This is a genomic window from Xanthomonas sp. LF06-19 (assembly GCF_034105425.1).
GTDB classification, from domain to species: domain Bacteria; phylum Pseudomonadota; class Gammaproteobacteria; order Xanthomonadales; family Xanthomonadaceae; genus Xanthomonas_A; species Xanthomonas_A sontii.
Genome location: NZ_JAXGGH010000001.1, coordinates 283,702 through 310,245, shown reverse-complemented (window position 1 = coordinate 310,245; position 26,544 = coordinate 283,702). Strand labels below are relative to the sequence as shown.

The window sequence follows — 26,544 nt, the reverse complement described above, 5'->3', positions numbered from 1 at the left end:
GGTGCCCGGTGCGTGAGGATGCGGGCGCGGCGGAAGTCCCGATCCTGGGCGGCGCGGCGTGAACGAGCCGTGCAACGCGCCGCATCGCGCGCACTTGTCTACCTCGGTACGCGCATTGCGCACGCATAAAAAAACCCAGCCTCGCGCACGAGGCTGGGTCTCGGGTGCAGCGTCGAACGGTAACGCGGCTCAGACCACCGCGTCTTCCTTGTACGCATCCACCGGGATGCACGCGCACATCACGTTCTTGTCGCCGTACACGTTGTCCACGCGCGCCACCGGCGGCCAGTACTTCTGCTGCTTCAGCGTGGGCAGCGGGAACGCGGCCAGCTCGCGCGGATAGGCGTGGGTCCACTCGCTGGCGGTGACCTGCGCGGCGGTGTGCGGGGCGTGCTTGAGCGGATTGTCCTCGCGGTCCAGGCGGCCGTCCTCGATCGCGGCGATCTCCTCGCGGATCTGGATCATCGCGTCGATGAAGCGGTCCAACTCGTGCTGCGATTCGCTCTCGGTCGGCTCCACCATCAGCGTGCCGGCGACCGGGAAGCTCAGCGTCGGCGCGTGGAAGCCGAAGTCGATCAGGCGCTTGGCGATGTCCTCGGCGCCGATGCCGCTGGTCTTCTCCAGCGGGCGCACGTCGAGGATGCACTCGTGCGCGACCAGGCCGTTGCGGCCGGTGTACAGCGTCTTGTAGTACGGCGCCAGGCGCTTGGCGATGTAGTTGGCGTTGAGCAGCGCCACCTGGGTGGCCTTGCGCAGCCCGCTGTTGCCCATCATGGTGATGTACATCCAGCTGATCGGCAGGATCGAGGCGCTGCCGAAGCTGGCGGCGCTGACCATGCCGACCTCGCCGTCGCCGCCCAGGGTCTTGGGCAGGTACGGCGCCAGGTGCGCCTTCACCGCGCACGGACCGACGCCGGGGCCGCCGCCGCCGTGCGGGATGCAGAAGGTCTTGTGCAGGTTCAGGTGCGACACGTCCGAGCCCCACTTGCCGGGCTTGGCCAGGCCGACCAGCGCGTTCATGTTGGCGCCGTCGGTGTAGACCTGGCCGCCGTGCGCGTGCACCGCTTCGCAGATGGCCACCACGTCTTCCTCGAACACGCCGTGGGTGGACGGGTAGGTGATCATCAGCGCGGCCAGGCGTTCCGAATACTTCTCGGCCTTGGCGCGGATGTCGGCGACGTCGACGTTGCCGTTGCCGTCGCACTTGGTCACCACCACGGTCATGCCGCACATCTGCGCCGAGGCCGGGTTGGTGCCGTGCGCCGATTCGGGGATCAGGCAGATGTCGCGATGGCCTTCGCCGCGGGCGCGGTGGTAGGCGCGGATCGCCAGCAGGCCGGCGTACTCGCCCTGCGCGCCGGAGTTGGGCTGCAGGCTGACCGCGTCGTAGCCGGTGCACTCGACCAGCATCGCTTCCAGTTCGTCGATCAGCTGCTTGTAGCCGACGCTCTGCTCGGCCGGGGCCAGCGGATGGATCGCGCCGAACTGCGGCCAGGTCACCGGGATCATCTCGGCGGTGGCGTTGAGCTTCATGGTGCAGCTGCCCAGCGGGATCATGGTGCGATCCATCGCCAGGTCCTTGTCGGCCAGCGCGCGCATGTAGCGCAGCAGTTCGTGCTCGCTGTGGTGGGTGTTGAACACCGGGTGCTGCAGGAACGCGCTGTGCCGCAGCAGCTGCGGCGGCAGCGCATCGGCGGTGGCGGCGTCGAGCGCGTCCACGTCGGCCTGCGCGCCGAACAGCTGCGCCAGCGCGACCACGTCGGCGCGGGTGGCGGTCTCGTCCAGGCTGATGCCCAGCGACGCGCTGTCGATCGCGCGCAGGTTGATGCCGGCCGCACGCGCCTTGGCGTGGATGGCCTCGGCATCGACGCCGGTGACGTGCAGGGTGTCGAAGAAGCGCTCGCCGACGGCGACGCCGGCGCCGCGCAGCGCCGCGGCGAGGATCGCGGCCAGGCGGTGGGTGCGGCGGGCGATGCGCACCAGGCCCTCGGGGCCGTGGTACACCGCGTACATCGAGGCCATCACCGCCAGCAGCACCTGCGCGGTGCAGATGTTGGAGGTGGCCTTCTCGCGGCGGATGTGCTGCTCGCGGGTCTGCAGGGTGAGGCGGTAGGCGGGGTTGCCGGCGGCGTCGATCGACACGCCGATCAGGCGGCCCGGCATCGAACGCTTGTAGGCGTCGCGGCAGGCCATGAACGCGGCATGCGGGCCGCCGAAGCCGAACGGCACGCCGAAGCGCTGCGAGTTGCCGACGACGATGTCCGCGCCCCATTCGCCGGGCGCGGCGATCAGGGTCAGCGCGAGCAGGTCGGTGGCGACGGCGACCAGGCCGCCTTGCGCATGCACCGCGTCGGCCAGCGCCTTGTGGTCGCCGATGTGGCCGAAGCTGTCCGGATACTGCAGCAGCACGCCGAAGCACTCGGCCTGCAACGCTTCCTCCGGCGTGCCCACGCGCAGCACGATGCCCAGCGGCTCGGCGCGGGTGCGCAGCAGTTCCAGGGTCTGCGGATGCACCGCGTCGTGCACGAAGAAGGTGTCGGACCTGGACTTGGCCGAGCGCTTGGCCAGGGTCATCGCCTCGGCCGCGGCGGTGGCTTCGTCCAGCAGCGAGGCGTTGGCGATCTCCATGCCGGTGAGGTCGGCGCACATGGTCTGGAAGTTGATCAGCGCTTCCATGCGGCCCTGCGAGATCTCCGCCTGGTACGGGGTGTAGGCGGTGTACCAGGCCGGGTTCTCGAGAATGTTGCGCAGGATCACCTTCGGCGTGTGGGTGCCGTAGTAGCCCTGGCCGATGAAGCTGCGGAACACGGTGTTCTTGTCGGCGATGGCGCGGATCTTGGCCAGCGCCTCCTCCTCGGTGATGGCGTCGGGCAACGCCAGCGCGGCGGGCGACTTGTCCGTGCCTATTTTGATCAGGCCGGGCACGATGGCGTCGGTCATCGCCTCCAGCGAGTCGTGGCCGACGGTGCGCAGCATGTGCGCGATCTCGGCGTCGTTCGGGCCGATGTGGCGCTCGATGAAGGCCGAGTGGTGTTCGAGGTCGCGCAGCGAAGAGGTGTGAGACATGGCAGTCGTCCGGCTGAGGAAGGCACGAGGAAGCGGGGACGCGCGCAAGGCCGTCGTCGGGCCGCAGCGGCGGGCACGATCGACGGGAAGCACGCGTCTTCCCAATGCCCCTCTGTCCTTTTGCCTGAGAGTTTGGAAGCGGCGGCTGGCGCTGCGCTTCGTGCCCCTTCGGCGCCGGGTTTGACCGGTCTCTCCAGAGTCTTGGTGCGGGTGGTATCGGGCCTGAGCGATTACGGGCGTTTGCGCCTTCGGCAGCGGGTCGCCCCGCTTCTCCCACCTTGCTGCGCCGCGATTATAACGTGGCCGGCGGCGCCCACGGCGGGCCGCGCGCGCCCACGCCAGGCTGAATGGGCAAGCCGCGGCGGATGCGCGCCTGCGGCCGCAGCGCGTATCATGGCCGCACTCCCTTTTCTCGCGCCCGTCCATGCCGGACGGCGTCGCCGCGCGTGCGCCCGTCCTGCGGCCGCCGCGGCCGGCTTTCAGGATGATGTCCCCATGACGCTCCCGTCCGTGTCCACACGCCGCATGGCCCTGTTGCTGGCCGGGCTGGCGATGTTCGGTCCGTTCTCCATCGACACGATCTTCCCGGCGTTCCCGCAGCTGGCGCAGCGCCTGCATGCCGATCCGGTGGCGATCCAGCAGACGGTGAGCGTGTACCTGCTGGCCTACGCGCTGATGGGCCTGGCCCACGGGCCGCTGTCCGACGCCTTGGGACGACGCCGGGTGATCGTGGCCGGGCTGGTCGTGTTCATTCTGGCCTCGGCCGGCTGTGCGCTGTCGCGCGACCTGCCGACCCTGCTGGTGTTCCGCGCGCTGCAGGGTGTGTCGGCCGGGGTCGGCATGATCGTCGGACGGGCGGTGATCCGCGACCTGTTCCACGGCGACGACGCGCAGCGGCTGATGAGCCAGGTGTCGATGCTGTTCGGCATCGCCCCGGCGATCGCGCCGATCATCGGCGGCTGGATCCTGGGCAGCGGCCGCGGCTGGCCGACGATCTTCTGGTTCCTGGTCGGCTTCTCCTCGTTGCTGCTGGTCGCCACCCTGCGCTGGATGCCGGAGACGCATCCGCCGCAGGCGCGCACGCCGTTGGCGCCGCGCACGCTGCTGCGCGACTACATCGGCATCGCGCTGAATCCGCGGTTCCAGCGGCTGGCCGCGGCCGGCGCGTTCAATTTCGGCGGGGTGTTCCTGTACATCGCCTCGGCGCCGGTGTTCATGATCGACCTGCTGGGCAAGACCGAGCGCGACTTCGCCTGGCTGTTCCTGCCCACCATCGGCGGCATGACCCTGGGCGCGTTCCTGTCCGGGCGCATGGCCGGGCGGTTCGGGCCGATGCGCCAGGTGCGCTTCGGCTTCGTCTGCTGCGGCCTGTCGATGGCCGGCAACATCGCCTACACCGCGCTGGCGCCGGCCATCGCGCTGCCGTGGGCGGTGCTGCCGATCTTCTTCGCCGGCCTGGGCACCGCGCTGATCTTCCCGATCCTGGCGCTGGCGGTGCTGGACATGTATCCGCGCCAGCGTGGGCTGGCCTCGTCGCTGCAGGCCTTCACCCAGTTGATGGTCACCGTGCTGGTGGCCGGGGTGCTGTCGCCGCTGCTCAGCGGCCATGCCCTGCACCTGGCGCTGGGCTCGGGCGCCTTCTTCCTGCTCGGCTGGGGCTTCTGGCGCTGGGAGCGGCGCAGCGGCAAGCGCCTGCCGCGGCCGGATGCGCAGGTGCCGCGGCTGGAACCGGCCGACCCGCTGTGAGCATCGCCGCGGTTGGGCTATCGTCGTCGGGTCATCGTTGAGGAAACCGCATGTCCATCCAGTCCAAGCAGCGCCGCGACCTGCGCAAGAAGCTGGCCGAACGCCTGCGCCACCGCGCCGAGGGCGCCGCGCCGGCCGCGCCCATCGAACCGCATGCGGAACTGCGCGACCAGCAGCGCACCTTGCTGGCCGGCATCGTGCGCCGCGACGGCGAGTGGGTGCTGGGCATGGACGGGCGCATCGCCGGGCAGAGCGAGAGCGCCGCGCAGGTGCTCTCGCTGATCATGCAGGCGGCGGAGCTGCACGAGCGCGCCGGCACGCCGGTGCGGCTGATGTACTCGGACGCGCTGAAGGACGCGGCGCAGGCCGATGCGCAGGCGCAGGGCCTTAGCTTCGAGGAGTTCAAGACGCGCCACGCCCAGGTCATGCGTCGCGACGACGGCGCGGCGGCTCCGGCCTGAGGCATGGGCCAGAGCGCGGGCCAGGCTGCGCAGGAGGCCGTGTCGCTGGCGCGGGTGCGGCGCCGCGACGGCATCGCGCTGATCCAGGCGCACCGCGCCAGCGTCGCCCTGCATCACCCGTGGACCTACCCGTTCACCGATGTGCCTGGCTTCGAGGCCTGGTACGCGCAGACCCTGGACGGCAGCAACATCGCCCTGCTGGCGCGCGAACGCAGCAGCGGCGCGCTCGCCGGCCTGTTCACCTTCAGCCAGGTGGTCGGCGGCTGTTTCCAGAGCGCCTACCTCGGCTACCACGCCATGGCCGGCTGCGAAGGCCGCGGGCTGATGACGCATGCGCTGCGCCTGTGCGTGGCCTACGCCTTCGCCGAACTGGGCCTGCACCGGGTGGAAGCCAACATCCAGCCGGACAACACCCGCTCGCTGGCACTGGCGCAGCGCGCCGGCTTCCGCCGCGAAGGCTATTCGCCACGCTACCTGCGCATCGGTGGGGTCTGGCGCGACCACGAGCGCTGGGCGCGGCTGGCGGACGACTGAGCTGGCGGTGGCCCATGCGGCTGGCAGCGCTCAATGCCGAGACGGTGGCGTGGTCGGGGCCGGCGTAGGGGATGCGGGCGAGGTGGTTTGCGCCGAGACAGGCGCCGACGCCTCCCATCCGCACATCCGCCCCTGGTTCTGTTGCTTGAGCCACTCCTGCATCGGCGCGAAGTATTCCAGCAGCGGGCCGGCGTCGATGCGCTCGCTGCCGGTCAGTTCCTTGAGCGTGGCCTGCCACGGCTGGCTGGCGCCACGTTGCAGCATCGACCAGAACTTCTGTCCGGCCTCCTTGTTGCCGTAGAAGGTGCACTCGTACAGCGGGCCCTTGTAGCCGGCGGCGTCGCACAGGCTCTTGTAGAACTGGAACTGCAGGATGTGCGAGAGGAAGTAGCGGGTGTAGGGGGTGTTGGCCGGCACGTGGTACTTGGCGCCGGGGTCGAAGAAGTCCTCGCCGCGCGGTGTCGCCGGTGCCACGCCCTGGTACCTGGCCTTGAGCTCCCACCAGGCCTGGTTGTAGCGGTCCGGGGCGATCGAGCCGTCGAACACGCCCCAACGCCAGCGGTCGATCATCAGCCCGAACGGCAGGAACGCGACCTTGCTCAGCGCCATGCGCATCTGCGCGTTGATCAGCGCCTCGCGGCCCACCTGTGGCGCGTCGACCAGGCCGATCGAATGCAGGTACTGCGGGGTCATCGCCAGCACCACGGTGTCGCCGATGGCTTCGTGGAAGCCGTCGTTGGCACCCGCCTGGAACAGCGGCGGCAGCGGGTTGTAGGCCAGGTCGTAATAGACGTGGCCGAGTTCGTGGTAGACGGTGGTGAAGTCCTCTTCGTTCGGCTTGACGCACATCTTGGTGCGCACGTCGCCGGCCATATCCATGTCCCAGGCGCTGGCGTGGCAGACCACGTCGCGGTCCAGCGGCTTGATGAACTGGCTGCGCGTCCAGTAGCTGTCGGGCAGCCTGGGCATCGCCAGCGAGGTGTAGAAGTCCTGCGCGCGCTCGGTCATCTGCCGTGCGCTGAGCAACTGCGCCTCGCGCTGGGCCATGAACCGCGCGTCCACCGAGGTGTCGCCATTGCGCCGCGCCAGCGCCGCGCTCAGGTTGCCCTGGTACTGCCGCTCCAGCGCGTCGGTGATGTCGAGGCTGCCGGCGCCGGGGTAGGGCTGCAGCAGGTCCCACAGGTTGCTCCAGTCCTGCTGCCACATGTTGCCCATCAGGTGCGCCGGCAGCAGGCCGCCGGCCAGTTCGCCCTTGTCCTTGCCGTACTCGGCGTCGAGCTTGCCGCGCGCGTAGCAGTGCAGTTGTTCGTACAGCGGCTTGACCTGGGTCCACAGCCGGTCGGTCTCGGCGGCGAGCTGTGCCGGCGGCATGTCGTAGCCGCTGCGCCACAGTGCGCCGGTGTCGGCGTAGCCCATGTCGCGCGCGCCTTCGTTGACCAGTTCGACGAAGCGCTGGTAATCCTTGCGCATCGGTTGCACGGCGGCGTGCCAGCCCTGCCAGGCATCCAGTTGCTGGTCGTAGTCGCGGCTGCGGCGCAGCACGTCCTCCAGTTCGCCCAACTGCCGGCAACGGCGCGCGTCGCCCTCGCCGGTGCAGTAGGACGCGGCACCGTAGGCGCCTTCCATCTTCGTCGCCAGCGCGGCCAGTTCGCCCAGTCGCGCCGGATCGCGTGGCGCCGGCATCGCGGTCATCTGCTGCAGCAGGCGCAGTGCGCGGGCGCTGTCGGCCGACATCGGCTTGCCGTCGTAGCGCCGGGCCTGCGCGATCCAGCCGTTGAGCGTGGTCAGCCAGCGCGCGTTGGCCCTGGCCGCCAGTCGCTCGCTGTCGCCGTTGATGTAGGTCGCCGACAGCCACTGCGCCGCAGTCAGTTCCGGCAGCAGCGCGCGGTACTCCTCGTTGATGCGGGCGACGAACTGGTCGGCGCTCTCGCCCTGGGGCTGGGCCGCGGCGGGGGCGGCGGTCTCGGCCGCGGGTTCCTTGCGGCAGGCGGACAGCGTCAGCAGGCTCGCGCCGAGGCACAGCGCGAGCAGCGGAGAGCGATGGGTCACGGCGAATCCTTGCAGGGCGATTGCCCGGAAGGCTAGTGGCCCGCCCGCACCGCCGCAAGTTCGGGCGGCGCGCTCTGGGTCGCGCCGCCGCGTCCGCTTACGCCACGACCGCGCGTGGGCCGGCGGTCATTGCGGCTTGGCGCACTGCGCGAACAGGTCGCGCGCATGGTCGTAGACGCCGGTCCTGACCTGCATCAGGCCCAGCACCGACGGGAACAGGTTGTCCTGGTCGGCGTAGCGGCGCGACCGCGCCTGCAGGCAGGCCAGGTCCAGGCCGCGCGCGCTGGCGAAACCCGGCGAGAACCACATCACCATCGGCACGTGGGTCTGCTCCTGCGGCGCGATCGCGTAGGGCACGCCATGCAGGTACAGGCCCTTCTCGCCCAGCGACTCGCCGTGGTCGGAGAGATAGATCATCGCCGTGTCGTAGTCGGGCATCGCCTGCAGCGCGTCGATGGTGCGCGCCAGCAGGTGGTCGGTGTACAGCAGCGAATTGTCGTAGGCGTTGGTGATCAGTTCGCGGCTGCAGTTGCCCAGGTCGGCGGTGTCGCAGGTCGGGGTGAAGCGGCGGAACGCGGCCGGGTAGCGCTCGAAGTAGCTGGGGCCGTGGCTGCCGAGCTGGTGCAGCACCACCACGCGGTCGCCGGGCTTGGCGCGCACCTGCGCCGCCAAGTCCTGCAGCAGGATCTCGTCCATGCAGCGTCCGTCCTTGCACAACTGCGGATCCTTGGCGTCGTCCAGGTGCTGGATCTGCAGGCCGTCGCACACGCCCTTGCAGCCGGACTGGTTGTCGCGCCACAGCGTGCTGATGCCGGCGTGTTCGAGCACGTGCAGCAGCGACTGGTGCTTGCGGATGTTGCTCTCGTTGTAGTCGTGGCGGCCGAACGGCGAGAACATGCACGGCACCGAGACTTCGGTGCTGGTGCCGCAGGAGTGCATGTCGGGGAAATTGATCACGTCGCGCTTGGCCAGCTCCGGCGTGGTCTGCCGCGCATAGCCGTTGAGGCCCCAGTTCTGCGCGCGGGCGGTTTCGCCCAGCACCACCACCAGCAGCCGCGGCTTGCTGCCCGGCGCACGCGCGGTGGCCTTGGCGTCGTGTTCCAGCGGCAGCTTCGGCGCCTTGCGCGTGGGGCTGTCGGACTTGAAGTTCTGCCGCAGCGCGACCAGGTAATTGATCGGCGTGGCCAGGTAGCGGATCTCGCGATGGTTGCGCATCATCGCCGACAGGTCCTGGAACGACAGCATCGCAGCGACGCCGCCCAGCGCCAGCATGCCGATCAGGAAGCCGGCGCGGATCGCCAGCGCCTTCAGCGGCGAACGCCGGATCAGCCGCACGCGCCACAGCACCAGGATCGGCAGCGCCGCGTAGAACAGCAGCGGCGCGATCAGCGCCGGGGTCATCAGCTCGCGCGATTCCTTGTGGTCGGTGGCCAGCACGTTGCGCAGCATGTCCGCGTCCAGGTAGACGCTGTAGCTGTTCATGTAGTGCGCGGCGAACGCGGTGGTGATCAGCAGCACCGTCAGCACCGGCTTGGCGATGCCGCGCCACAGCAGCAGGCCCAGCAGCAGGCCGTGCACCGCCAGCAGCAGCAGGAACAGCGACAGCGCCAGCTTCACGTCGCCGCCGTGGCCGCTCATCGCGCTGCGCCAGAACATGCCGTTGCAGGCCAGGGCGAAGAACGCGCTGGCCGCCAGCGCCAGCATCTCGTTGCTCAACTGCGGGCGCCAGGCCCACCAGCGGGCGCGGGAGGCGGTGGACGGCGAGGGCGGGGCGACGGAATGGCTCATGCGGCGGAATCGTTGGTAGTGGAAGGGCGTCGATCGGCCTGCGACAGGGTCGCGCGCGGCCACAGCATCGCCCGGTACAGGCCCAGTGCCACGCCCCAGCACAGGGCCAGCGTCCACAGGTCGTGCGACATGAAATGCGCGCCGCGCAGCTGTTGGCCGAGACCGAACAGCAGGCCTCCCCCGAGGCCGATCGCCAGCGCTGGCCAACGCCAGGCCGGCTTGAGCGCCAACGCGACGAAGTACAGCCCCACCCAGGCATAGCCGGCACTGGAATGACCGGCGGGGAAGCATACCCCGCGCGGCATGCCCGCCGGGCGGGTCTCGAACAGGCCCACGAAGATCCGCTCGCCGCCGTAGCGGGTCAGGTCCCAGGGGCAGTCCATGTGGGTCACCGACTTCAGCAGCGACACCACGCCGGTGCTCAGCGCCACCGCCAGCAGCAGGTACAGCAGCGGCAGCCGGTAGCGGCGGGCATCCGGACGGCGCCAGGCCCACACCGCCAGCGCGGCGGTCACCGCCCATGCCGCCGCGCTCAGCATCTTGCCGTCGTGGTGGATCAGGCTACGGGTCAGCGCAGCATCCTTCAGCGCCCACTGTCCGCCTTCCCAGCGATACAGCAGGTCGGCGATCCAGAAATCCCCGCCCAGGCCCATCAGCACGCCACTGGCCAGCAGCACCAGCGCCAGCGGCACCCAGAGGTGGAACAAATAGAAATGCCGGCGTGCGCCGAGGTGGGGCGCCGCCGCAGCGGACAATCGCAGGGGCGTACTGATCATGGTCGACGAAAGCGGCCAGGGACGGCGGGAAAGTGGGGGCATGGTCGGGTTGCCGGTGTCGGATAGCTGTCGGAACTGTCGGTGAGAGGGCCCGGGCTTCAGCGAAGGTTGCGCACCGCCGCACTGATGCAAGCGCCGGGCCATACAAGTCCGTGACCGGCAGGAATGCCAGCCTGAGGATGTCGTGTTGGGATTCCTTCCAGGGTTTGTCGAGATTCGATCAAGGGCGCGCGGCCGTTCTGACTTCGTTCCGACACGCTTCCGCTAGCATGGGCAGGTCCGTCCCCCGAATTCGAGCGCGCCCATGCGGCTGCTGGTCATAGAAGACAACCGGAACCTGGTCGCCAATCTGTTCGACTACTTCGAGGTGCGCGGCCACACGCTGGACGCGGCGCCCGATGGCGTGACCGGCCTGCACCTGGCCACCACCCAGCGCTACGACGCGCTGATCCTGGACTGGATGCTGCCGCGCCTGGACGGGCAGCAGGTGCTGCGTGCGCTGCGCGAGGAGCACCATGCCGACGTGCCGGTGATCATGCTGACCGCGCGCGACGAGCTGCCGGACAAGATCGCCGGCTTCCGCGCCGGCGCCGACGACTATCTGACCAAGCCGTTCGCGCTGCCGGAACTGGAAGTGCGGCTGGAGGCGCTGCTGGTGCGCGCCAGCGGCCGCGGCCGCAGCAAGCTGCTGCGCGTGGGCGACCTGCAGCTGGACCTGTCCACGCTGGAAGTGACCCGTGGCGGGCGCACCCTGCATCTGTACCCGGCCTGTCGCAAGCTGCTGGAGGTGCTGATGCAGGCCAGCCCGGCCGCGGTCACCCGCGATCGCCTGGAGCAGGCGCTGTGGGGCGACGAGCCGCCGGACGGGGACATGCTGCGTTCGCACATCTACGACCTGCGCCGCAGCGTCGATGGCCCGTTCGCGGCCAAGCTGATCCACACCCTGCCGCGCATCGGCTACCGCCTGGCGGTGGTCGGCCCCCACGAGGGCGAGCATGCCGACTAGGGCCGGGCTGCGGCAGCGGCTGACCCTGTGGCTGGTGGGCTACGCGGCGCTGCTGTCGCTGGCGGTGTTCGTGCATGGCTACATCGTCAACGACCAGGCCGAGCAGCTCACCTGGCGTTCGTTGCTGACCTCCGAGCTGGACCACTTCCTGGCGCGCAGCGCGGCCGACCCGGACTATCGCTGGATCGACACCCGCACCGTGAGCCTGTACGGCGACGAGGGTGGCGCACCGCTGCCGCCGGCAGTGACGGCGCTGGGTCCGGGCCTGCACGACGAAGTGCAACTGGAAGGCAGCGAGAAGGTGGTGCTGGTGCAGGACGTGCGCGGCCGCCGCCTGGCGCTGGCGCTGGACATCACCGAACTGCACGACCACGAGGACAACCTGGCGCTGTGGATGCTGGTGTCCAACGCGGTGGCGGTGCTGCTGCTCGGCGCGCTGGTGGCCTGGGGCATGGGCCGGGTGGTGCAGCCGCTGATCGACATGGCCCAGCGCATCGGCAGCCTGCGCCCGGACCGGCCCGGGCAGCGCATCGAGGTGCATCCGCGCGCCAGCGCCGAGCAGGTGGTGATTGCCGAAGCGCTGAACGACTACCTGGCGCGCAACGACCTGTTCGTGGAGCGCGAGCGCGCCTTCATCGACAGCACCAGCCACGAACTGCGCACGCCGGTGGCGGTGATCGGCGGCGCCGCCGAGCTGGCGCTGGAGCAGCACGACGTACCGCCCAGCGTGCGCAACCAGTTGCTGCGCATCCGCCGTACCGCCAGCGGCGTCGGCCAACTCATCTCGCTGCTGCTGGTGCTGGCCAAGGATCCGGCGCGGATGGCGCGTGGCAGCGACCTGGTGCGGCTGGACCAGTTGTTGCCGGAGATCGTCGAGGACCACCGCCACCTGTGCGCGGACAAGCGCCTGGAGCTGGCCCTGGCGCCGATGCCGCCGTGCGAGGTGGAGACGCCGCTGGCGATCCTGCAGGTCGCCATCGGCAACCTGTTGCGCAACGCCATCGAGAACAGCGACAAGGGGCAGATCCAGATCACGATGTTGGCGCCGGGCGTGGTCTGCATCGACGATCCCGGCCACGGCATGAGCCCGGAAGAGATCAGCGCGATCTACATGCGCATGGCGCGCGGCGGCGGCAGCCGCGAGGGCAGCGGTATCGGCCTTGACCTGATCGCGCGGCTGTGCGAGCACCTGGGCTGGGCGCTGCACCTGGATTCGCTGGCCGGCAGCGGCACCCGCGCGACGCTGGACCTGAGCAGCGCGCTGAAGCGCCCCGGCGCGTCGCCGCCGTCGCCCGCGTCGTAAGGACGACGGGCTAGGCTTGCGCCGGCAGCAGCCCGCGTTGCGCCAGCCAGGCGCGCGCGTCGTCGGCGTCCTGTTCGAACCAGGCGCGGGTGGAGCCCAGCCGGTAGGTGTAGCCCCAGGCGTCCATGTCCGCCATCAGCCGCGCACGGCCCACGCCGGGCAGGGCGTCGGCCAGCACGATCTGCAGGTAGCAGGTGGCGTCTTCTTCTTCCACCGAGTCGGTGGCGTCGGTATGCACCTGCGCGCGCCGCTGCGGCGGCAGCACGATCAGGTGGCAGGCTTCGTGCAGCAGCGAATGCACCGGCGTGTCGTCGCGCACATAGACGTCGCTGGCGATCACCCCCGCCTCCGGCTCGCCCCAGTAGCTGCCGGGAATGGCGGCGCCGTCGGCGACGCGGTGCAGGGTCAGCCCGTAGCCGGCCAGCAGCGCACGCGGGGCGTCCAGGCCGATGGCGCCCACGGTCAGCACCTGGGCGGCGGCGGGGAGGGCGGTATCGGTCTGCATCGTGTGGAGGTCGTCGGGATGGAAAAGGCGCGGCGGGCGCGCCCGATCACGGCAGGCACAGCGCGTCGCGGCGCCGGCCCGGATCGACGCGTCAGCCGCGGCGGCTGCCACGGCCGACGCGCGGCCTCAGGGCGTCGGCCCTTCCGGCAGGGCGACGGAGATGTCGAGCACGTCGTGCTCGCCGTCCTTGACCAGGTCCACCTTGACCGCGTCGGCGTCGATGTTGACGTACTTCTTGATCACTTCCAGCAGTTCGCGCTGCAGCAGCGGCAGGTAGTCCGGGCCGCCGCGCTGGCTGCGTTCCTGCGCGATGATGATCTGCAGGCGGTTCTTCGCGGTTTCGGCGGTGTTCTTCTTGGTCTTGAGGAAATCGAATAGTCCCATGCTCACCCTCCGAACAACTTGGTGAAGAAGCCCTTCTTCTCCACGGAGATGAAACGCATCGGACGTTCCTCGCCGAGGATGCGCGCCACGGCGTCCTCGTAGGCCTGGCCGGCCGGGGATTCGGCGTCCAGGATCACCGGCTCGCCCTTGTTGGAAGCGTTGAGCACGTCGCCGGATTCGGGGATCACGCCGATCGCCTTCAGGCCGAGCACTTCCTCCACGTCGCCGATGCTGAGCATCTCGCCGGTTTCCACGCGTGCCGGGCTGTAGCGGGTCAGCAGCAGGAACGCGGGCAGGCTCTTGCCGCTCTCGGCCTTGTGGGTCTTGGAGTCGAGCAGGCCGAGGATGCGGTCGGAGTCGCGCACCGAGGACACTTCCGGGTTGACCACCACCACCGCGCGGTCGGCGAAGTACATCGCCAGGAACGCGCCCTTCTCGATGCCGGCCGGCGAATCGCAGACGATGTAGTCGAAGCCGTCGGCGGCCAGGTCCTTGAGCACCTTCTCCACGCCTTCCTGGGTCAGCGCGTCCTTGTCGCGGGTCTGCGAGGCGGCCAGCACGAACAGGTTGTCGAAGCGCTTGTCCTTGATCAGCGCCTGCTTCAGCGTGGCTTCGTTGTGCACCACGTTGACGAAGTCGTACACCACGCGGCGCTCGCAGCCCATGATCAGGTCGAGGTTGCGCAGGCCCACGTCGAAGTCGATCACGGCGACCTTCTTGCCGCGTCGCGCCAGCCCGCAGGCCAGGCTCGCGCTGGTGGTGGTCTTGCCGACGCCGCCCTTGCCGGAGGTGACAACGATAATTTCAGCCAAAGGACTATCTCCTGATACGTTCGAGGTTGGGCCGCGTCAGTCTTGCGCGGCGATCATGATCTGGTCCTGCTCCAGCCAGACCTGGACGGCCTTGCCACGCAGTTCCTTGGGAATATCGTCCAGCACCTTGTAGTGGCCGGCAATGGCGACCAGTTCGGCGTGGAAGTCGCGGCAGAAGATCCGCGCCTCGGTGTTGCCCTGGGCGCCGGCCAGCGCACGGCCGCGCAGCGTGCCGTAGATGTGGATGCTGCCGTCGGAGATCACCTCGGCGCCGGCGCCGACGGTGGCTACCACGGTCAGGTCGCAGTTCTCCGCATACAGCTGTTGTCCGGAGCGCACCGCGCTCTTCTGCATGCGCCCGGGTTGCGGCCGCGCCGCCGGAGCAGGCGGCGGCGGAGGCGGGGACGGCGGCGAGACCGGTGCCGCCGCCGCAGCGGGCGCGCCGCCATCGAAGCGCTCGTACTGCGCGCGGAACTTGGCCAGCAGCGGCAGACCCAGCGCCACCGACAGTTCCTCGATCTCGCGGGTGCCGTAGGCCAGCGCCACCGGCAGCACGCCGGCGTCGCGCAGCCCGTCCAGCAGCGCCTGCGCGGTGGCCACGTCCGGGGTCTGCGCCAGGCCGCCGAAATCGATGATCACCGCGGCCCGGCCGAACAGCTTGGGCGCGCGCTGCACGCGCTCGCGCATCTCCTGGCTCAGCCGCGCCACGTCCAGCGTGCGCACGCGCAGGTTGGCGATGCCGACCTGGCCGATCTTCAGTTCGCCGGCCTGCTCGAAGTCCAGATTCACCGACGACACGCTCAGGTCCCGGTCGGGCGCTGCGCCCGCTGCAGACGATGGGCGTGGCCGGCCCAGGGCAGGTCGGGCAGGGTGTCGCCGTAGGTTTCGCGCACCCAGGCGTAACTGCACAGATCCTTCAACAGCATGCTCGCACGCACCTCCACTTCGTTCATCGTGTTCTGGCCCACTTCGCGGAAACCGAAGCTGCCATGGAACAGCAGCGCCGCATCGGCGCCGTGATCCAGGAAAACCTCGCACGCCAGTTGCGGGTAGCGCAACTCGGCGTAGCTCTGCACGTCGGCGTAGAACGCCCGGCCGACGCCGCCGCCGCGGCGGCGGCTGGCCACCACGATGCGGTCGATATAGAAAAACTGCGGGTAGCGCTCGCGGAACCAGGCGAAGTTGCTGCTGTCGTGGTCGCTGTCGCTGCCGAAGCCGACCAGGAAGCCGGCCAGGTTGCCGTCGCGCTCGGCGACGCGGAAGTACTCTGCGGTTTCGTAGAAGCGGTGCAGCTTGGCCGAATCCAGCGGCAGGATCGCCAGTCCGGCGTTGTTGTTCAGGGCCAGGACCGAATCGAGCTCGTGCTCGCGCACGTCGCGGATGACGATCGACATTGAGACTCCATTGCTGATGCGCGCGCGGCCCCGTGCGGACCGCAGGGGCGGATTATCGCACGCGCGACCCGGGGCGGCGAGCCGCGCCGGCATGACTTCCGTGGGAGTGCAATGCGCGCCGTTCATCCTAAGATGGCTGCATGTTGGGATATCTCAGCCACACCCGCGTCCTGCGCTATGCCGGCCTGTTCACCTGGGCCGTCATCTGCATGCCGTTGCTGTACCTGTACTGGGAGCCGGTCGAGGAATCGGGACGGATGCCCAGCGGCGAGGTGTGGCTGCTGCTGACCAGCTACCTGGGCTTCGGCGTGGTCTATTTCCTGCTGACCCGGCGTCTGCACAGCGGCGACGGCGTGCGTTGGTACGACCGCGGCATGCTGGTGCTGCTGACCATCTGCGCGCTGGCGGTCGGCTACCTGCACCGCTCGGGGCTGGGTAGCATCCTGATGATGGTCGCGGCCGGGGTGATCCCCTGGCTGCTGCCGGTGCGCGCCGGCGTGGCCTGGCTGCTGCTGAGCCAGCTGGCGGTGCTGCCGGTGTACCTGACCATCGGCTTCCCTCCGTTCGAGGCGCTGATGCAGTCGCTGCTGTACGGCGGCTTCTCCATGTTCATCTTCGTCACCAGCCTGGTCGCGCGCCAGCAGACCCAGGCGCGCGAGGAGCAGCGCCAGCTCAACGCCGAGCTGCGCGCCACCCGCGCGCTGCTGGCCGAGAGCGCCCGGGTCAACGAGCGCACGCGGATCTCGCGCGAACTGCACGACCTGCTCGGCCACCACCTGACCGCGCTCAGCCTGAACCTGGAAGTGGCCGGCCACATCACCGAGGGCCGCGCGCAGGAGCACGTGCAGCAGGCGCATACCCTGGCCAAGCTGCTGCTGACCGACGTGCGCGAGGCGGTCAGCCAATTGCGCGACAGCGGCGCGATCGACCTGGCGGCGGCGCTGCGGCCGCTGGCAGAGCGGGTGCCGTCGCTGCAGATCCATCTGCAGGTGGAGGAGCCGCTGACCGTGGAGGATCCCGAGCGCGCGCACGTGTTGCTGCGCTGCACCCAGGAAATCATCACCAACGCGGTGCGCCACGCCCAGGCCGACAATCTGTGGATCGAGGTGCGCCGCGACGGCCCGCAGGTGGTGATCCAGGCGCGCGACGACGGCCGCGGTTGCGAGACCCTGGCCCCCGGCAACGGCCTGCGCGGCATGCGCGAGCGCCTGAGCCAGTACGGCGGCAGCCTGGACGTTGTGGTCGCGCCGGGTGCCGGCTTCCGCCTGCGCGCCGCGGTCCCCGGCGCCGCCACCCTGCTGCCGCCCGCCGTTCCCCAAGGAGTGTTGTGATGATCCGTGTGTGTCTGGTCGACGATCAAACCCTGGTGCGGCAGGGCATCCGCTCGCTGCTGGCGCTGGATGGCGGCATCGAGGTGGTGGCCGAGGCCAGCGACGGCCGCCAGGCGGTGGAGCTGATCCCGCAGGTGCTGCCCGACGTGGTGCTGATGGACATGCGCATGCCGTCGATGTCCGGGCTGGAGGCGCTGCAGACGTTGTCGCGCGCCGCCGCGCTGCCGCCGACCATCATCCTGACCACCTTCGACGACGACCAGTTGGTGCTGGCCGGGCTCAAGGCCGGGGCCAAGGGCTATCTGCTCAAGGACGTGTCGCTGGAGCAGCTGGTCGGCGCGATCCGCACCGTGGCCGCCGGCGGCTCGCTGGTGCAGCCGGCGGTGACCCAGCGCCTGCTGTCCGGCCTGGAGCACATGCGCAACGACTTCGTCAGTCTGGACCGGCCCGACCCGCTGACCGACCGCGAGACCGAGATCCTGCGGCTGATGGCCAGCGGCTTCTCCAACAAAGAGATCGCCAACTCGCTGGGCGTGGCCGAGGGCACGATCAAGAACCACGTCTCCAACATCCTGTCCAAGCTGGGCGTGCGCGACCGCACCCGGGCGGTGCTGAAGGCGTTCGAGCTGCAGCTGGTCTGACCGGGCAGGATGCCCCGCGCGGCGCCGCAGGTGGTCTGAACGAGACAGGATGACGGCCGGCGGAGGCGGGTCGCGCGCGCGCCGGCCGGGTCCCGTGTCACCGGAGGCCATGCAAACCGTGCCGGCATGGCGTTGTCGCGCCTGTCGCGCGCAGGCAAGTGGTCTGGCCTCGGCTTGGCGTGGCCCGGACACCTCCGGCTGTCCGAGAGTGCCGCCGTTGCTCGATTCGATGCGGGCAGGTCCTGAGTGCGTCGGCCTGTCCGCCGCCGTCATCGGGACAATGGTCTGGTCGTCCCTGGCGCCGCGCGCACCGGCGCTGCCGGCACCGCGCAAGGCCGTTGCGGCGCGGGGCGAAGCGGCGTTCCGTGATGTGCTGACCACGGACAGCGAAGCCTGCTAGGATGGGCGCTTCGCTTCATCAACCCGGCCGTGGGATCGGCCCCGGAGACCTCCTGAATGACCCGTATTATCGAGTTCCTGATCGCCCTGGGGATCGTGGCTGGCCTGTTCGTCATTGTCGGCGTGGTGCTGCCCTCGGAGCGTCACATGTCCGAAAGCGTCGAGACCAATCGGCGCATGACCATCGTCTATGACACGGTCAACAGCCTGCGTCGGTTCAAGGACTGGAACCCCCTGGTGCTGCGCGACCCGCGCATCGAGCTGAAGCTCTCCGGCCCGGAATCCGGTGTCGGCGCGCGCCTGGACTACAGCTCCAAGGAGGGCTACATCGGCAAGGGTAGCTGGACCATCACCTCGACCGAGAAGAACAAGGACGTGGTCATCGCCATCGAGGACGAGACCAAGGGCAAGGACAAGACCACCACCTTCAAGCTCGAGTCGACCGGCAAGAACGGCCGCAACGTGAAGATCACCCAGGACTACACCGTCAAGTACGGTTGGGACCTGCTGGGTCGTTACGCCGGCCTGTACGTCAGCCGCCATGTCGGCGACGACATCAAGCTGGGTCTGTCGCGCCTGAGCAACGTGTTGGCCACCGTGCCGAACGTGGACTACCGCTCCGACGACACCCCGCTGAAGGATCTGAAGGTCGTCGACGTCCCGGCCGAGGACCTGCTGGTGGTCAACGCCGGCAACATCGACCGCGACAACGACTCCATCAAGAAGTCCATCAAGGACAACCAGGAGTGGATCAAGCGGGTGATGGACGCCAACGGCCTGGAAGCGGCCGGTCCGGTGCGCATCGTCACCACCGACTTCGGCTCGGACAAGTACGCGTTCGACGTCGCCCAGCCGGTCCGCAAGCGTGCCGGTGGCGCGCCGAAGGACGACGCCAAGAAGGATGAGAAGAAGGACGACAAGAAGGACGACGTGGCCGCCGCGCCGGTCGATGCCACCCCGGTTGCCGCCTCCGGCGAGCCGCTGAAGGTGACCATCCCGCAGGGCGCCCCGGTCACCTACCTGCGTACCGAAGCGCACCGTTCCGCCTTCGCCAGCTACACCGGCCACATGGCGGGCCTGGATGCGGCGCGCAATGCGCTGCGTGCCTGGGCCGCGACCAGCGGCTACGACGTGACCGACCGTCCGTACGAAGCCTGGAAGGGCGGAGTGGACAAGTCGTTCACGCCGGAAGGCACCTACGACATCTACTGGGCGATCAAGTAAGTCCTGCCCTGGTGGACGAGTGAACCGGAACGCGCCGCATCTTGCGGCGCGTTCTGTTTATGGGGCCGGCAAACGCTGCCGCGCTCCCGGAGGAAACCCTCATGCTGACGTTCGATCGCCGTACGCGCGGGCCGTTCTGGCTGTGCAGTGCCGGCGCGCTGCTGGCGGCCGTGTCCATCGGCCTGTCCGCCTATGCTTCGCACGGCGTGGCCGAGCCCCTGGCGCAATCGCACCTGCAGACCGCGGCGCTGTACGCCTTCGGCCACGGCGTGGCGCTGGCGGCGCTGGGACGCCGCAGCGAGCGCTTGCTCGCCCGGAGTGCGCTGTGCCTGTTGCTGCTCGGCACCGTGCTGTTCTCCGGCAGCCTGGCCGGCAACGCGCTGGCGCAGTGGCCGACGCGTCTGGCGCCGATCGGTGGCACCACGCTGATGCTGGGCTGGCTGCTGTGGGCGGTGGACGCGCTGCGGCGCTGAGGCCGGCAATTCGCCGCATGCCGTCCCGGCCCTGGCAGTGTCGGGCGCGCGTACCGGGCTACGCGCGCGGCAGGTACTTGTCCCACAGATGGTTGCGGAAACGTCCCTCTGGGTCCACCTGACGCTTGATCCGCGCGAACGCCGCTGCCTCCGGATAGGCCGCGGCGAACTGGCGTGTGCTGGCATGCAGACGGTATGGCAGGTAGTAGCGGCCGCCGTGTGCCAGTGCGGCATCGATCAGCTGCCGCGTCCATATCGCCGAGGCGCGGTCCGCGGCCATTCCGCTGCGCTGCTTGTGGTACAGCACGAACGAGAACACCGGTTGCGTCGCCCAGCGCAGCAACGCCACCGTATCGGCGGGCGAGTGGCGGATGGACACGTTGAGCGCAGTGACCGCGTGGCGACGCAGGATCGCGGCCATTTCCTGCGCGAATGCGGCGAATGCGGACACCGGCACGAAGTATTCCTGCAGCAGGAAGGTGGATAGCCGCCGGGTGCGCGGTTCCAGCGCATTCGCATCCAGGCTGGCCTGGCAGTTGCGGCGCATGACCGCTGGTGTGTGCAGCAGCGGTTCGGTCTGATAGCGCTCGCGCAGCCACGGGCCTATCGGTAGCTCCGAGGCAGCCCAGATCATGGTCTGTTCGCGCGCGTAGTCCTGCCCGCGGGGCAGCAACCGGCGGGGCTCGGTCGGTGTCGCGGTGCTGCGTCGCCAGGTCACCGCCAGTGGCCGGTCGAAGCGTGGTGGCATCAGATCGGCGTTGTGCATGACCGCCAGCGGATCGCCGGCGATGCGTTCGGCGAAGAAGGCCGGGTAGTCGGCCAGTGGTAGCTGCTGGACGTGGCGTTCGAGTACATCGTTGTGGGCCAGCGACAGCTCGGCCTCGGTGATCACGCCGAGCCCGCCGTAGCCGCCGATCGCCGCGGCGAACAGCGCCGGTTCACGCTGGCGATCGAGTTCGTGCACGTTGCCTTGCGCATCGACCAGTTGCAGTGCCTGCACCGTGTGCGCGATCGGGCCGGCGTGCAGGTAGCGGCCGTGGCAATTGACCGAGATCGAGCCACCGACGCTGAAGTTGCTGTAGCTCTGCATCACCGCAATCGAAAGATCGTGCGGATCGATCCGGTCCTGCACATCGCGCCAGCGCATGCCGCTGCGCACGCGGATCCGCTGCGCTTCCCGATCCAGCCGCACCACGCCGACCAGGCTGCGCAGATCCAGATGCAGCGAATCGGCGGCACTGACCTGGCCGCCCATGCTGTAGCACGCGCCCCCAACCGACACCGCGCCGTTGCTGTCGCGCAGCAGGGTGGCCACCTCCGCGGTGCTGCGCGGTTGCGCGATACGTGCGACGCGGGTCCGGTCGATGGCGGCGATGTCGCCGACCTCCAGTGGATCCGGGGCGCTGCGGCCGCATCCCGGCAGCGTCAGGGCGGTGCCCGCGCCGAGCAGCGTGGCGCAGGCGGCACGGCGGCTATGATCGATGTGCTCGTCCATCAACGACGCTGTCCTTGGAACCGATGGGGCAGTGGGTCGCTCAGGGGGCGGTCACCAACTCGATCTGCGTCTGCAGCCGCACCCACGCGTCCTGGCTGGGATCGTTGACCGTGACCTGCACGGTGTAGGTACCGAGCGGGTCGCTGTCCTCGAAACGCAGTTGCACCGACAGCGGCGCCAGTTCCAGCAGGCCGGCGGCGGCCGGTGGGCCGCCCATGCCCAGGGGCCGCATCGGGTCCTGCAGCGTGGTGCTGCCGTCGGGGCCGAGCACGCGCAGGCTCATCTGCGCATCGCAGGCGCCGCCGTTGTTGGGGCTGGGCGCGCAGCCGGCGTACAGCAGCGCCACGCGCAGCAACTGGCCGCGCTGCACGCGCGCGATCGTGCGCAGGTTCGGCGCATGCGCGGCCTCGGTCTGCCCCCACTCCTGCGCGAACGCGCTGAAGTCGGCGTCGTCGGCGACCTGCAGTGCGGCGGCGAAGGCCTTGTCGTGGCCGCGCTCGGCGCTGTCCGGCAGCGCCTGGCCCTGCCGGTCGTGCCATTGCGCGGCGGCGCAGGTGGGCAGGGCCAGGGCCAGCAGGGTCAAGGCCCGCCAGGCGGCGGTGCCGGCGCGCGGCCGGCGGGTGTCGGAACGGGTCATGCGCAAGCGGCCTCCTGCCAGCACCAGTGCCAGGGTTCGTAGACGATGCCATGCGGGTTGTCGCGCGGATAGCTCATGCGGTAACCGAAGGCGCCGGCGTGGTCGTGCAGCCAGGCGAAGGCCGGCGTGCGCTCGAAACTTTCCTCGGCCGGCGGCTCGCCGGGTGTGCCGATGTCCAGGGCGTGCCCGCTGTGGTGCTCGCTGAAGCCCGGCGCGGCATTGACCGCGAGGATCTGTTCCAGGGTCTGCCTGCGGGCGAACTTGCGCGCGAAGATGCCCAGTTGATACGCGTGGCTGCGATAGCCGGAGATCGCCTCCAGCACCACGCCATCGCGCGCGGCGGCATGGCGCAGCGCGTGCCAGGCGCGTGCGGCGCCGGCGCTCAGCCACAGCGGGCGTCGGTAGCGGTCGTCGCCGGCCGCGTGCAGGGTGGCCGGTTCCGGCTGCAGCGGCAGGCCGGTGCGTTGCGCGTAGGCGTCGGCGGCCAGGCCCAACTGGTCCAGTTGCTCCTGCAGCGCGTGCAGCGGCAACCAGGTCTCATCAGCCGCCATTGTGCCGCGTGCGGGCAGCGCGTCGAGCCGATCCAGGGCCGCGTCGATGCCGGGTTCGTGCATCAGTCGCGGCACCAGCGCGTGCAGCCCGTGTGCGTTCGCGGTCGCCAGGTAGCGCCCGTCGTGCTTGCGCCGCAGCAGCCAGGTCGCCTGCGCGAGCTGGCGCGCGTCGGCGTTGCTGCGCGCGCGCAGTCGCGCGGCCGGCAGCAGTTCAATGGTCTCGGTGTTGAGCAGCAGGCTGGGGACGGTGCGCATCGGCACAGGGTAGGGCCAAGCAGCGCGGGCGGCCAGTCGTGGGGCGATCCTGCCGCGTTGCACACGACGCGGCAGACGCGGCTCAGAAGAACTCGTCGAGCAACTGGTGGAACTGCAGCCGCGTGAGGTCCGGCGTGGCGATGCCGTACGCGGCGAAGAAGCGATCGGCGAGCGCCGGGTCGAATTCGTCCAGGCAACTGGCCAGGATCGCCAGGTCCTGGTACGGGTCGGCGACGCCGGCGCGGCCGAGGTCGATCACGCCGACCACGTGGTCTGGCGCATCGAGCAGGATGTTGTCCAGCGAGTAGTCGCCGTGGCACAGCACGCGCTCGCTGGCCAGCGGCAGCAGCGCGGTCATCGCCTGCCACACCGCCTCCGCCGACCAGCCGGCACGCGCCTCGTTGAAGTCCTCGGTGTCGACCAGGCCCGCCTGCAGCCGGCGTTGCGCAGCGGCCAGGCGCAGCGGGTGAGTGGCGTCGAACGGACAGGTATCGATCGGCGTGGCGTGGAAGCGGCGCAGGAACTCGGCCAGCGCCTGCGCGATGCGTTGCGCCTGCGCCTGCGCGGGCGCGTCCTGCAGCCATTGGTAGGCGGTCCTGCCCGGCAGCGCTTCGCTCAGCAGCCACGCGCCGGCGGCATCGGCCTCGAAATGCAGCACGCGCGGCACGCAGCCTGTTCCGCGCAGCCAGTGCAGCCGTGCGAACTCGTCCACCACGTCGTCGTGCGAGGCGCCGGTGCCGCGCTTGAGGTACAGGTCCGGCGTGCCGGTGCCGCCGAGCCGATAGACCATGGCGCCGGCTTCGCCGACCAGATTGCGGTGCCAGTGCAGGCCGTGCAGCCGCGCCGACAGCGTCGGCGGCAGCGCCGGTGCGGTGGCGGGAGTCTCGCGGGGCGCGGTGTGGTCCATCGGACCGATCCTCGAGGTGTCATGTGGCGGCGGCGTCGTCGCCGTCGTCGCGACGCGCGCGGCTGGCGACGAAGACGCGCGTGGCTGGTGTTCCAGCATATATCGCTTCGCGTACGCCAGAACGCTCGACGCGGTGTGCTCCACGGATCGGGCGCGTCGCGCGGCGAGACCTTGCCGCACCGCGCAGCATGTCGTGCCCTGCGCGGCCGGTCGCAGCAGCGACCGACGCGGCGAGGCCCGCCGGACTCAGGCCATGCGGCGCGCCGTGCCGCGCGTGTCTTCGCCGCAGTGTGCTTGCGCCGCGAGTGTCTGCCATTCCTGCAGCACCTGCCTGGGGTGTTCGACGCTGAGCAGCAGCCAGCCGCCGGCGTGCAGCGGAACGGCCAGGACGCGATCGCTGGTGATCAGGCAGAACGCCTTGTGCCCGTCGCGGGTCCGGTAGTGGCCCGCATGAAAGCCCGGGTAGCCGAAGCCGAGCAGCTTCAAGGCCGGCTTGAAGCCGGTGTGCTCGGACAGCGCGATCACGCGCGCGTCCCCCAGGCGCAGCGCGGCCAGCGGTACGCGCTTGGTCAGGAACGTCGCACGCACTTCCACCAGGCCCTCGTGCAGCAGCACGCGCTGCCGCGCGAAGGTGGCGGTGCCGGCCACGCCGATCAGCGCCAGCAGCCCGAAATGCCACCACAGCGCACCAGGCCGCGCGGCGTGCAACGCGAAGCCACCGATCACGGCGGCGACAAGCAGCAGCGGCAGCCACAGCCACAAGGCCAGGCCCAGCCGATGCGCCGGCGCCACCGGATACTGCCGCGCCGGGGAGGGCGACGTGGAGCGCAGCCGGCTCATGGTGCGGCGCCGTGGCTGGCGGGCAGGGCGCGCACCCAGGCGGCGACATCGGCGATCAGGGCCGGGTCGACGTGGCCGGGCGTGGCGTACTCGGCCGGTCCGGGGGCATCGCTGCCGGCGATGCCCAGGTGGTTCAGCGCGGCGTAGCGGTGCAGGGTGGCATGCGGATCGTCGGCCAGCGCCTGTTGCCACCGTTGCCAGTCCGGCGCGGTGACCTGGAAATCGCGCTCGCCCTGCAGCCACAGCACCGGCATCGGCCCGAGCGCGCGGACGTCGGCGACCGGATCGACCTGTTCGATCGCGCGCCAATAGGTGGCAGGTACGTCCAATGGCGAATCGCTGCGCGCGACCTCGCCACTGCCGCGGACCTTGGCCACGCGGCGCTCAAGCTCGGCCAGCGCCGCCTGCCGCTGCGGCGACGGTGGATGTTCCTGGCTCAGCAGGTAGCGGTTCTGCTCGATCAACAGGTCCAGCAGCGGTCGCGCCGGCGCCGCCCACAGCACGATGCCGGCGGTCTTGCCGGAGCGGCGCGCGACGCGGGCGGCGAGCATGCCGCCCTGACTGTGGCCCATGACCACGATGCGCGCAGGGTCGATGCCGGGCGTGCGCGCCAGCGCCGCCACCGCGGCGACGGCGTCGTCGGTGGTCTCGTCGTCCATGGTGAACCCCTGGTTGATGCGCCCGGCAAAGCTCTCCGGCAAGGCGAAGGTGCGCTTGTCGTAGCGCAGCACCGCGATGCCCTGTGCGGCAAGCCCGCGGGCGACGTCGAGGAACGGACGGTTCGGGCCGATGGTCTCGTCGCGGTCCTGCGGGCCCGAGCCGTGCACCAGGACCACCGCCGGGAACGGACCCTTGCCTGCCGGCAGGGCCAGCGTGCCCGGCAGCGGACCGACCGCAAACGCCTGTTCGCTGAAGCCGGCGTCGGCGGCGGGCGGCGCCGGCGCCGGCGGTGGTGCGGGAGTGAACAGCAGGCCGGCGATCTTGCCGTCCGCGTCGATCGACACATGCGCCAGCAGTGCGCCACGCTCGAACTGCAGGCGCTGTTCGATCACGCGCAGCCCGTGCTGCTCGCGTTCGCTGGCCGGGCCGCGCTGCTGCAGCGCGCCCAGTTGCGTGGACAGCGTGCGCCAGGCCTGGGCCAGCTTTTCGGGTGGCACCGCCTTGGCCATCGCCGGGGTGAACTCGGCCTCGACCGCGGCCAGGTCGCCGGCCTGCAGGCGATCCAGCAGCGCGCTGGCGGTCTGTTGCGGCGCCGCAGCCAGCGCCGTGAGCGGTGCCAGCAGCGCCGTCAGCAAAGCCGCGAGGACCCGATGCCGGTGCATGTCAGACCTCCCGCTTGAACAGCAGCAGCGGCTTGGTGCCCGGTAGTGCGATGACGTTGACCAGTTCCCAGCCGAGCTTGCCGTGCTTGTTCAGGTCGGCCTGCAGTTCGTCCAGTTTCAGCCCCAGCATCAGATTGGTCTTGGCCTCGACGGTGAGGTATTCCCAGCGCTTGCTCATGCTTCCGGCTCCTTGTCGTCACGCGGCTTGGGTAGCCGCCCTGCCTTGCGCAGCGCGTCGCGCAACACGTATTCGATCTGCGCGTTGAGGCTGCGCAGTTCGTCGTCGGCCCAGCGCTGCGCCGCCGCCAGCACGTCGGCGTTGATGCGCAGCGGATAGGCCTTCTTCTCGCTCATGACCGCTCCCGCCGCGCGGCGTCGCTGCGCCGCAGGTGCAGCAGCATCGACACGATCAGCGCGTTCACCACCAGCAGCAGTGCGATCGCCACCGCATAGACGCCGGCGCGCTGGCCGCCGCTCCAGTACAGCGCCGCCGCGCCGAGCAGGATCGCCAGGCCGATCAGCGCCCAGCGCAGGCCCAGCCCGCGCGCGCGGTCGTCGCCCTTGCCGCCGACCCAGGCGGCGATGACCAGGGCCGGCAGGCCGGAGAAAGCGAGCGCCAGCGGCGCGATGGCGGCGTGCATGGAC

At 70.1% G+C, this 26,544-nt stretch carries 27 protein-coding genes and 1 riboswitch; of the genes, 9 read left to right on the top strand and 18 right to left on the bottom strand.

Annotated elements, in window-relative coordinates:
- Nucleotides 1-189 precede the first annotated feature (189 nt).
- Nucleotides 190-3,066 (bottom strand): aminomethyl-transferring glycine dehydrogenase, encoded by a 2,877-nt coding sequence (gene gcvP / locus SLW55_RS01330; RefSeq protein WP_295953511.1) that lies wholly within the window; start codon nt 3,064-3,066, stop codon nt 190-192.
- A 102-nt stretch (nt 3,067-3,168) separates the two neighbouring features.
- Nucleotides 3,169-3,273: riboswitch (glycine riboswitch) on the bottom strand.
- A 288-nt stretch (nt 3,274-3,561) separates the two neighbouring features.
- Between gcvP and SLW55_RS01325 the strand changes: the two genes are divergently transcribed.
- Genes SLW55_RS01325 through SLW55_RS01315 form a run of 3 tightly spaced genes read left to right on the top strand, consistent with a single transcriptional unit; the run spans nt 3,562 to nt 5,807 of the window.
- The gene (locus SLW55_RS01325; protein WP_295953509.1) at nt 3,562-4,812 is read left to right on the top strand and encodes a multidrug effflux MFS transporter; all 1,251 of its coding nucleotides are present in this window, start codon (nt 3,562-3,564) and stop codon (nt 4,810-4,812) included.
- Nucleotides 4,813-4,862: 50 nt separating this feature from the next.
- The gene (locus SLW55_RS01320) at nt 4,863-5,273 is read left to right on the top strand and encodes a hypothetical protein (protein ID WP_017910138.1); all 411 of its coding nucleotides are present in this window, start codon (nt 4,863-4,865) and stop codon (nt 5,271-5,273) included.
- Between the two features lie 3 nt (nt 5,274-5,276).
- Nucleotides 5,277-5,807 (top strand): GNAT family N-acetyltransferase, encoded by a 531-nt coding sequence (locus SLW55_RS01315; protein ID WP_017911298.1) that lies wholly within the window; start codon nt 5,277-5,279, stop codon nt 5,805-5,807.
- A gap of 30 nt (nt 5,808-5,837) precedes the next feature.
- Here SLW55_RS01315 and SLW55_RS01310 read toward each other — a convergent pair whose 3' ends face one another.
- The 3 genes from SLW55_RS01310 to SLW55_RS01300 all read right to left on the bottom strand — a co-directional run bounded on the left by SLW55_RS01310 (nt 5,838) and on the right by SLW55_RS01300 (nt 10,420).
- A complete protein-coding gene (locus SLW55_RS01310) occupies nt 5,838-7,856 on the bottom strand; it encodes a M2 family metallopeptidase (RefSeq protein ID WP_267099031.1) in 2,019 nt (672 codons plus the stop codon).
- A 126-nt stretch (nt 7,857-7,982) separates the two neighbouring features.
- Nucleotides 7,983-9,644 carry a phosphoethanolamine--lipid A transferase gene (locus SLW55_RS01305; protein ID WP_017915118.1) on the bottom strand — a complete coding sequence of 554 codons (1,662 nt, stop codon included), beginning with the start codon at nt 9,642-9,644 and terminating at the stop codon, nt 7,983-7,985.
- Nucleotides 9,641-10,420: a phosphatase PAP2 family protein gene (locus SLW55_RS01300; RefSeq protein ID WP_267099032.1), complete on the bottom strand. Its 780-nt coding sequence runs from the start codon at nt 10,418-10,420 to the stop codon at nt 9,641-9,643. Before SLW55_RS01300 ends, SLW55_RS01305 begins: the two co-directional genes overlap by 4 nt.
- A gap of 304 nt (nt 10,421-10,724) precedes the next feature.
- On the opposite strand from SLW55_RS01300, the gene SLW55_RS01295 reads away from it, so the two are divergent.
- Entirely contained in the window at nt 10,725-11,426 is a 702-nt protein-coding gene (locus SLW55_RS01295) for a response regulator transcription factor (protein ID WP_010340248.1), read from the top strand.
- Nucleotides 11,416-12,729, top strand: a complete 1,314-nt coding sequence (locus tag SLW55_RS01290; protein WP_017910133.1) for a HAMP domain-containing sensor histidine kinase — start codon at nt 11,416-11,418, stop codon at nt 12,727-12,729. Before SLW55_RS01295 ends, SLW55_RS01290 begins: the two co-directional genes overlap by 11 nt.
- Before the next feature lie 10 nt (nt 12,730-12,739).
- On the opposite strand, the gene SLW55_RS01285 is transcribed toward SLW55_RS01290, so the two are convergent.
- From SLW55_RS01285 to SLW55_RS01265, 5 genes are all read right to left on the bottom strand, one after another.
- Nucleotides 12,740-13,234 (bottom strand): hypothetical protein, encoded by a 495-nt coding sequence (locus SLW55_RS01285; RefSeq protein WP_152240200.1) that lies wholly within the window; start codon nt 13,232-13,234, stop codon nt 12,740-12,742.
- 126 nt (nt 13,235-13,360) lie between these two features.
- On the bottom strand, nt 13,361-13,618 hold the full coding sequence (gene minE, locus SLW55_RS01280; protein ID WP_017910131.1) for a cell division topological specificity factor MinE: 258 nt from the start codon (nt 13,616-13,618) through the stop codon (nt 13,361-13,363).
- A 2-nt stretch (nt 13,619-13,620) separates the two neighbouring features.
- On the bottom strand, nt 13,621-14,430 hold the full coding sequence (minD, locus tag SLW55_RS01275) for a septum site-determining protein MinD (protein ID WP_010340244.1): 810 nt from the start codon (nt 14,428-14,430) through the stop codon (nt 13,621-13,623).
- A gap of 36 nt (nt 14,431-14,466) precedes the next feature.
- The gene (gene minC / locus SLW55_RS01270; RefSeq protein WP_320744347.1) at nt 14,467-15,228 is read right to left on the bottom strand and encodes a septum site-determining protein MinC; all 762 of its coding nucleotides are present in this window, start codon (nt 15,226-15,228) and stop codon (nt 14,467-14,469) included.
- A 2-nt stretch (nt 15,229-15,230) separates the two neighbouring features.
- Nucleotides 15,231-15,824, bottom strand: a complete 594-nt coding sequence (locus SLW55_RS01265; RefSeq protein WP_010341204.1) for a GNAT family N-acetyltransferase — start codon at nt 15,822-15,824, stop codon at nt 15,231-15,233.
- 140 nt (nt 15,825-15,964) lie between these two features.
- On the opposite strand from SLW55_RS01265, the gene SLW55_RS01260 reads away from it, so the two are divergent.
- The 4 genes from SLW55_RS01260 to SLW55_RS01245 all read left to right on the top strand — a co-directional run bounded on the left by SLW55_RS01260 (nt 15,965) and on the right by SLW55_RS01245 (nt 19,892).
- Entirely contained in the window at nt 15,965-17,155 is a 1,191-nt protein-coding gene (locus tag SLW55_RS01260; RefSeq protein WP_267099033.1) for a sensor histidine kinase, read from the top strand.
- Nucleotides 17,155-17,796 (top strand): response regulator transcription factor, encoded by a 642-nt coding sequence (locus SLW55_RS01255; RefSeq protein WP_017907693.1) that lies wholly within the window; start codon nt 17,155-17,157, stop codon nt 17,794-17,796. The genes SLW55_RS01260 and SLW55_RS01255 overlap by 1 nt, the downstream gene beginning before the upstream one ends.
- A gap of 456 nt (nt 17,797-18,252) precedes the next feature.
- On the top strand, nt 18,253-19,419 hold the full coding sequence (locus tag SLW55_RS01250) for a polyketide cyclase (protein WP_017907694.1): 1,167 nt from the start codon (nt 18,253-18,255) through the stop codon (nt 19,417-19,419).
- A gap of 101 nt (nt 19,420-19,520) precedes the next feature.
- Nucleotides 19,521-19,892, top strand: coding sequence for a DUF423 domain-containing protein (locus tag SLW55_RS01245; RefSeq protein WP_267093667.1), 372 nt, complete (start codon nt 19,521-19,523; stop codon nt 19,890-19,892).
- A 58-nt stretch (nt 19,893-19,950) separates the two neighbouring features.
- Here SLW55_RS01245 and SLW55_RS01240 read toward each other — a convergent pair whose 3' ends face one another.
- The 9 genes from SLW55_RS01240 to SLW55_RS01200 all read right to left on the bottom strand — a co-directional run bounded on the left by SLW55_RS01240 (nt 19,951) and on the right by SLW55_RS01200 (nt 26,540).
- Nucleotides 19,951-21,387, bottom strand: coding sequence for an FAD-binding oxidoreductase (locus tag SLW55_RS01240; protein ID WP_320744345.1), 1,437 nt, complete (start codon nt 21,385-21,387; stop codon nt 19,951-19,953).
- Nucleotides 21,388-21,427: 40 nt separating this feature from the next.
- Nucleotides 21,428-22,024 carry a hypothetical protein gene (locus SLW55_RS01235; RefSeq protein ID WP_320744343.1) on the bottom strand — a complete coding sequence of 199 codons (597 nt, stop codon included), beginning with the start codon at nt 22,022-22,024 and terminating at the stop codon, nt 21,428-21,430.
- The gene (locus SLW55_RS01230; protein WP_267096969.1) at nt 22,021-22,830 is read right to left on the bottom strand and encodes a M15 family metallopeptidase; all 810 of its coding nucleotides are present in this window, start codon (nt 22,828-22,830) and stop codon (nt 22,021-22,023) included. Before SLW55_RS01230 ends, SLW55_RS01235 begins: the two co-directional genes overlap by 4 nt.
- Nucleotides 22,831-22,912: 82 nt before the next feature.
- A complete protein-coding gene (locus SLW55_RS01225; RefSeq protein WP_267117837.1) occupies nt 22,913-23,737 on the bottom strand; it encodes an APH(3') family aminoglycoside O-phosphotransferase in 825 nt (274 codons plus the stop codon).
- A 246-nt stretch (nt 23,738-23,983) separates the two neighbouring features.
- Nucleotides 23,984-24,577: a hypothetical protein gene (locus SLW55_RS01220; protein ID WP_320744338.1), complete on the bottom strand. Its 594-nt coding sequence runs from the start codon at nt 24,575-24,577 to the stop codon at nt 23,984-23,986.
- Complete coding sequence (locus SLW55_RS01215; protein ID WP_320744336.1) at nt 24,574-25,899, bottom strand: alpha/beta fold hydrolase; 1,326 nt, start codon at nt 25,897-25,899, stop codon at nt 24,574-24,576. Before SLW55_RS01215 ends, SLW55_RS01220 begins: the two co-directional genes overlap by 4 nt.
- Before the next feature lies 1 nt (nt 25,900).
- Nucleotides 25,901-26,077 (bottom strand): DUF4177 domain-containing protein, encoded by a 177-nt coding sequence (locus SLW55_RS01210; RefSeq protein ID WP_320744334.1) that lies wholly within the window; start codon nt 26,075-26,077, stop codon nt 25,901-25,903.
- Nucleotides 26,074-26,253 carry a hypothetical protein gene (locus SLW55_RS01205; RefSeq protein WP_010341193.1) on the bottom strand — a complete coding sequence of 60 codons (180 nt, stop codon included), beginning with the start codon at nt 26,251-26,253 and terminating at the stop codon, nt 26,074-26,076. The genes SLW55_RS01210 and SLW55_RS01205 overlap by 4 nt, the downstream gene beginning before the upstream one ends.
- Nucleotides 26,250-26,540: a hypothetical protein gene (locus SLW55_RS01200; RefSeq protein ID WP_320744628.1), complete on the bottom strand. Its 291-nt coding sequence runs from the start codon at nt 26,538-26,540 to the stop codon at nt 26,250-26,252. The genes SLW55_RS01205 and SLW55_RS01200 overlap by 4 nt, the downstream gene beginning before the upstream one ends.
- Nucleotides 26,541-26,544 lie beyond the last annotated feature (4 nt).

What these genes read in the sequence shown, in the direction of transcription:
- SLW55_RS01320 (WP_017910138.1), top strand. Translation starts at nt 4,863, where the DNA reads ATGTCCATCCAGTCCAAGCAGCGCCGCGACCTGCGCAAGAAGCTGGCC.
- SLW55_RS01290 (WP_017910133.1), top strand. Translation starts at nt 11,416, where the DNA reads ATGCCGACTAGGGCCGGGCTGCGGCAGCGGCTGACCCTGTGGCTGGTG.
- SLW55_RS01300 (WP_267099032.1), bottom strand. Translation starts at nt 10,420, where the DNA reads ATGATCAGTACGCCCCTGCGATTGTCCGCTGCGGCGGCGCCCCACCTC.
- SLW55_RS01250 (WP_017907694.1), top strand. Translation starts at nt 18,253, where the DNA reads ATGACCCGTATTATCGAGTTCCTGATCGCCCTGGGGATCGTGGCTGGC.
- SLW55_RS01225 (WP_267117837.1), bottom strand. Translation starts at nt 23,737, where the DNA reads ATGGACCACACCGCGCCCCGCGAGACTCCCGCCACCGCACCGGCGCTG.
- SLW55_RS01200 (WP_320744628.1), bottom strand. Translation starts at nt 26,540, where the DNA reads ATGCACGCCGCCATCGCGCCGCTGGCGCTCGCTTTCTCCGGCCTGCCG.
- SLW55_RS01240 (WP_320744345.1), bottom strand. Translation starts at nt 21,387, where the DNA reads ATGGACGAGCACATCGATCATAGCCGCCGTGCCGCCTGCGCCACGCTG.
- SLW55_RS01285 (WP_152240200.1), bottom strand. Translation starts at nt 13,234, where the DNA reads ATGCAGACCGATACCGCCCTCCCCGCCGCCGCCCAGGTGCTGACCGTG.
- SLW55_RS01205 (WP_010341193.1), bottom strand. Translation starts at nt 26,253, where the DNA reads ATGAGCGAGAAGAAGGCCTATCCGCTGCGCATCAACGCCGACGTGCTG.
- SLW55_RS01315 (WP_017911298.1), top strand. Translation starts at nt 5,277, where the DNA reads ATGGGCCAGAGCGCGGGCCAGGCTGCGCAGGAGGCCGTGTCGCTGGCG.
- gcvP (WP_295953511.1), bottom strand. Translation starts at nt 3,066, where the DNA reads ATGTCTCACACCTCTTCGCTGCGCGACCTCGAACACCACTCGGCCTTC.
- SLW55_RS01255 (WP_017907693.1), top strand. Translation starts at nt 17,155, where the DNA reads ATGATCCGTGTGTGTCTGGTCGACGATCAAACCCTGGTGCGGCAGGGC.
- SLW55_RS01325 (WP_295953509.1), top strand. Translation starts at nt 3,562, where the DNA reads ATGACGCTCCCGTCCGTGTCCACACGCCGCATGGCCCTGTTGCTGGCC.
- SLW55_RS01220 (WP_320744338.1), bottom strand. Translation starts at nt 24,577, where the DNA reads ATGAGCCGGCTGCGCTCCACGTCGCCCTCCCCGGCGCGGCAGTATCCG.
- SLW55_RS01210 (WP_320744334.1), bottom strand. Translation starts at nt 26,077, where the DNA reads ATGAGCAAGCGCTGGGAATACCTCACCGTCGAGGCCAAGACCAATCTG.
- SLW55_RS01295 (WP_010340248.1), top strand. Translation starts at nt 10,725, where the DNA reads ATGCGGCTGCTGGTCATAGAAGACAACCGGAACCTGGTCGCCAATCTG.
- SLW55_RS01245 (WP_267093667.1), top strand. Translation starts at nt 19,521, where the DNA reads ATGCTGACGTTCGATCGCCGTACGCGCGGGCCGTTCTGGCTGTGCAGT.
- SLW55_RS01235 (WP_320744343.1), bottom strand. Translation starts at nt 22,024, where the DNA reads ATGACCCGTTCCGACACCCGCCGGCCGCGCGCCGGCACCGCCGCCTGG.
- SLW55_RS01265 (WP_010341204.1), bottom strand. Translation starts at nt 15,824, where the DNA reads ATGTCGATCGTCATCCGCGACGTGCGCGAGCACGAGCTCGATTCGGTC.
- SLW55_RS01305 (WP_017915118.1), bottom strand. Translation starts at nt 9,644, where the DNA reads ATGAGCCATTCCGTCGCCCCGCCCTCGCCGTCCACCGCCTCCCGCGCC.
- SLW55_RS01215 (WP_320744336.1), bottom strand. Translation starts at nt 25,899, where the DNA reads ATGCACCGGCATCGGGTCCTCGCGGCTTTGCTGACGGCGCTGCTGGCA.
- minE (WP_017910131.1), bottom strand. Translation starts at nt 13,618, where the DNA reads ATGGGACTATTCGATTTCCTCAAGACCAAGAAGAACACCGCCGAAACC.
- SLW55_RS01260 (WP_267099033.1), top strand. Translation starts at nt 15,965, where the DNA reads ATGTTGGGATATCTCAGCCACACCCGCGTCCTGCGCTATGCCGGCCTG.
- SLW55_RS01230 (WP_267096969.1), bottom strand. Translation starts at nt 22,830, where the DNA reads ATGCGCACCGTCCCCAGCCTGCTGCTCAACACCGAGACCATTGAACTG.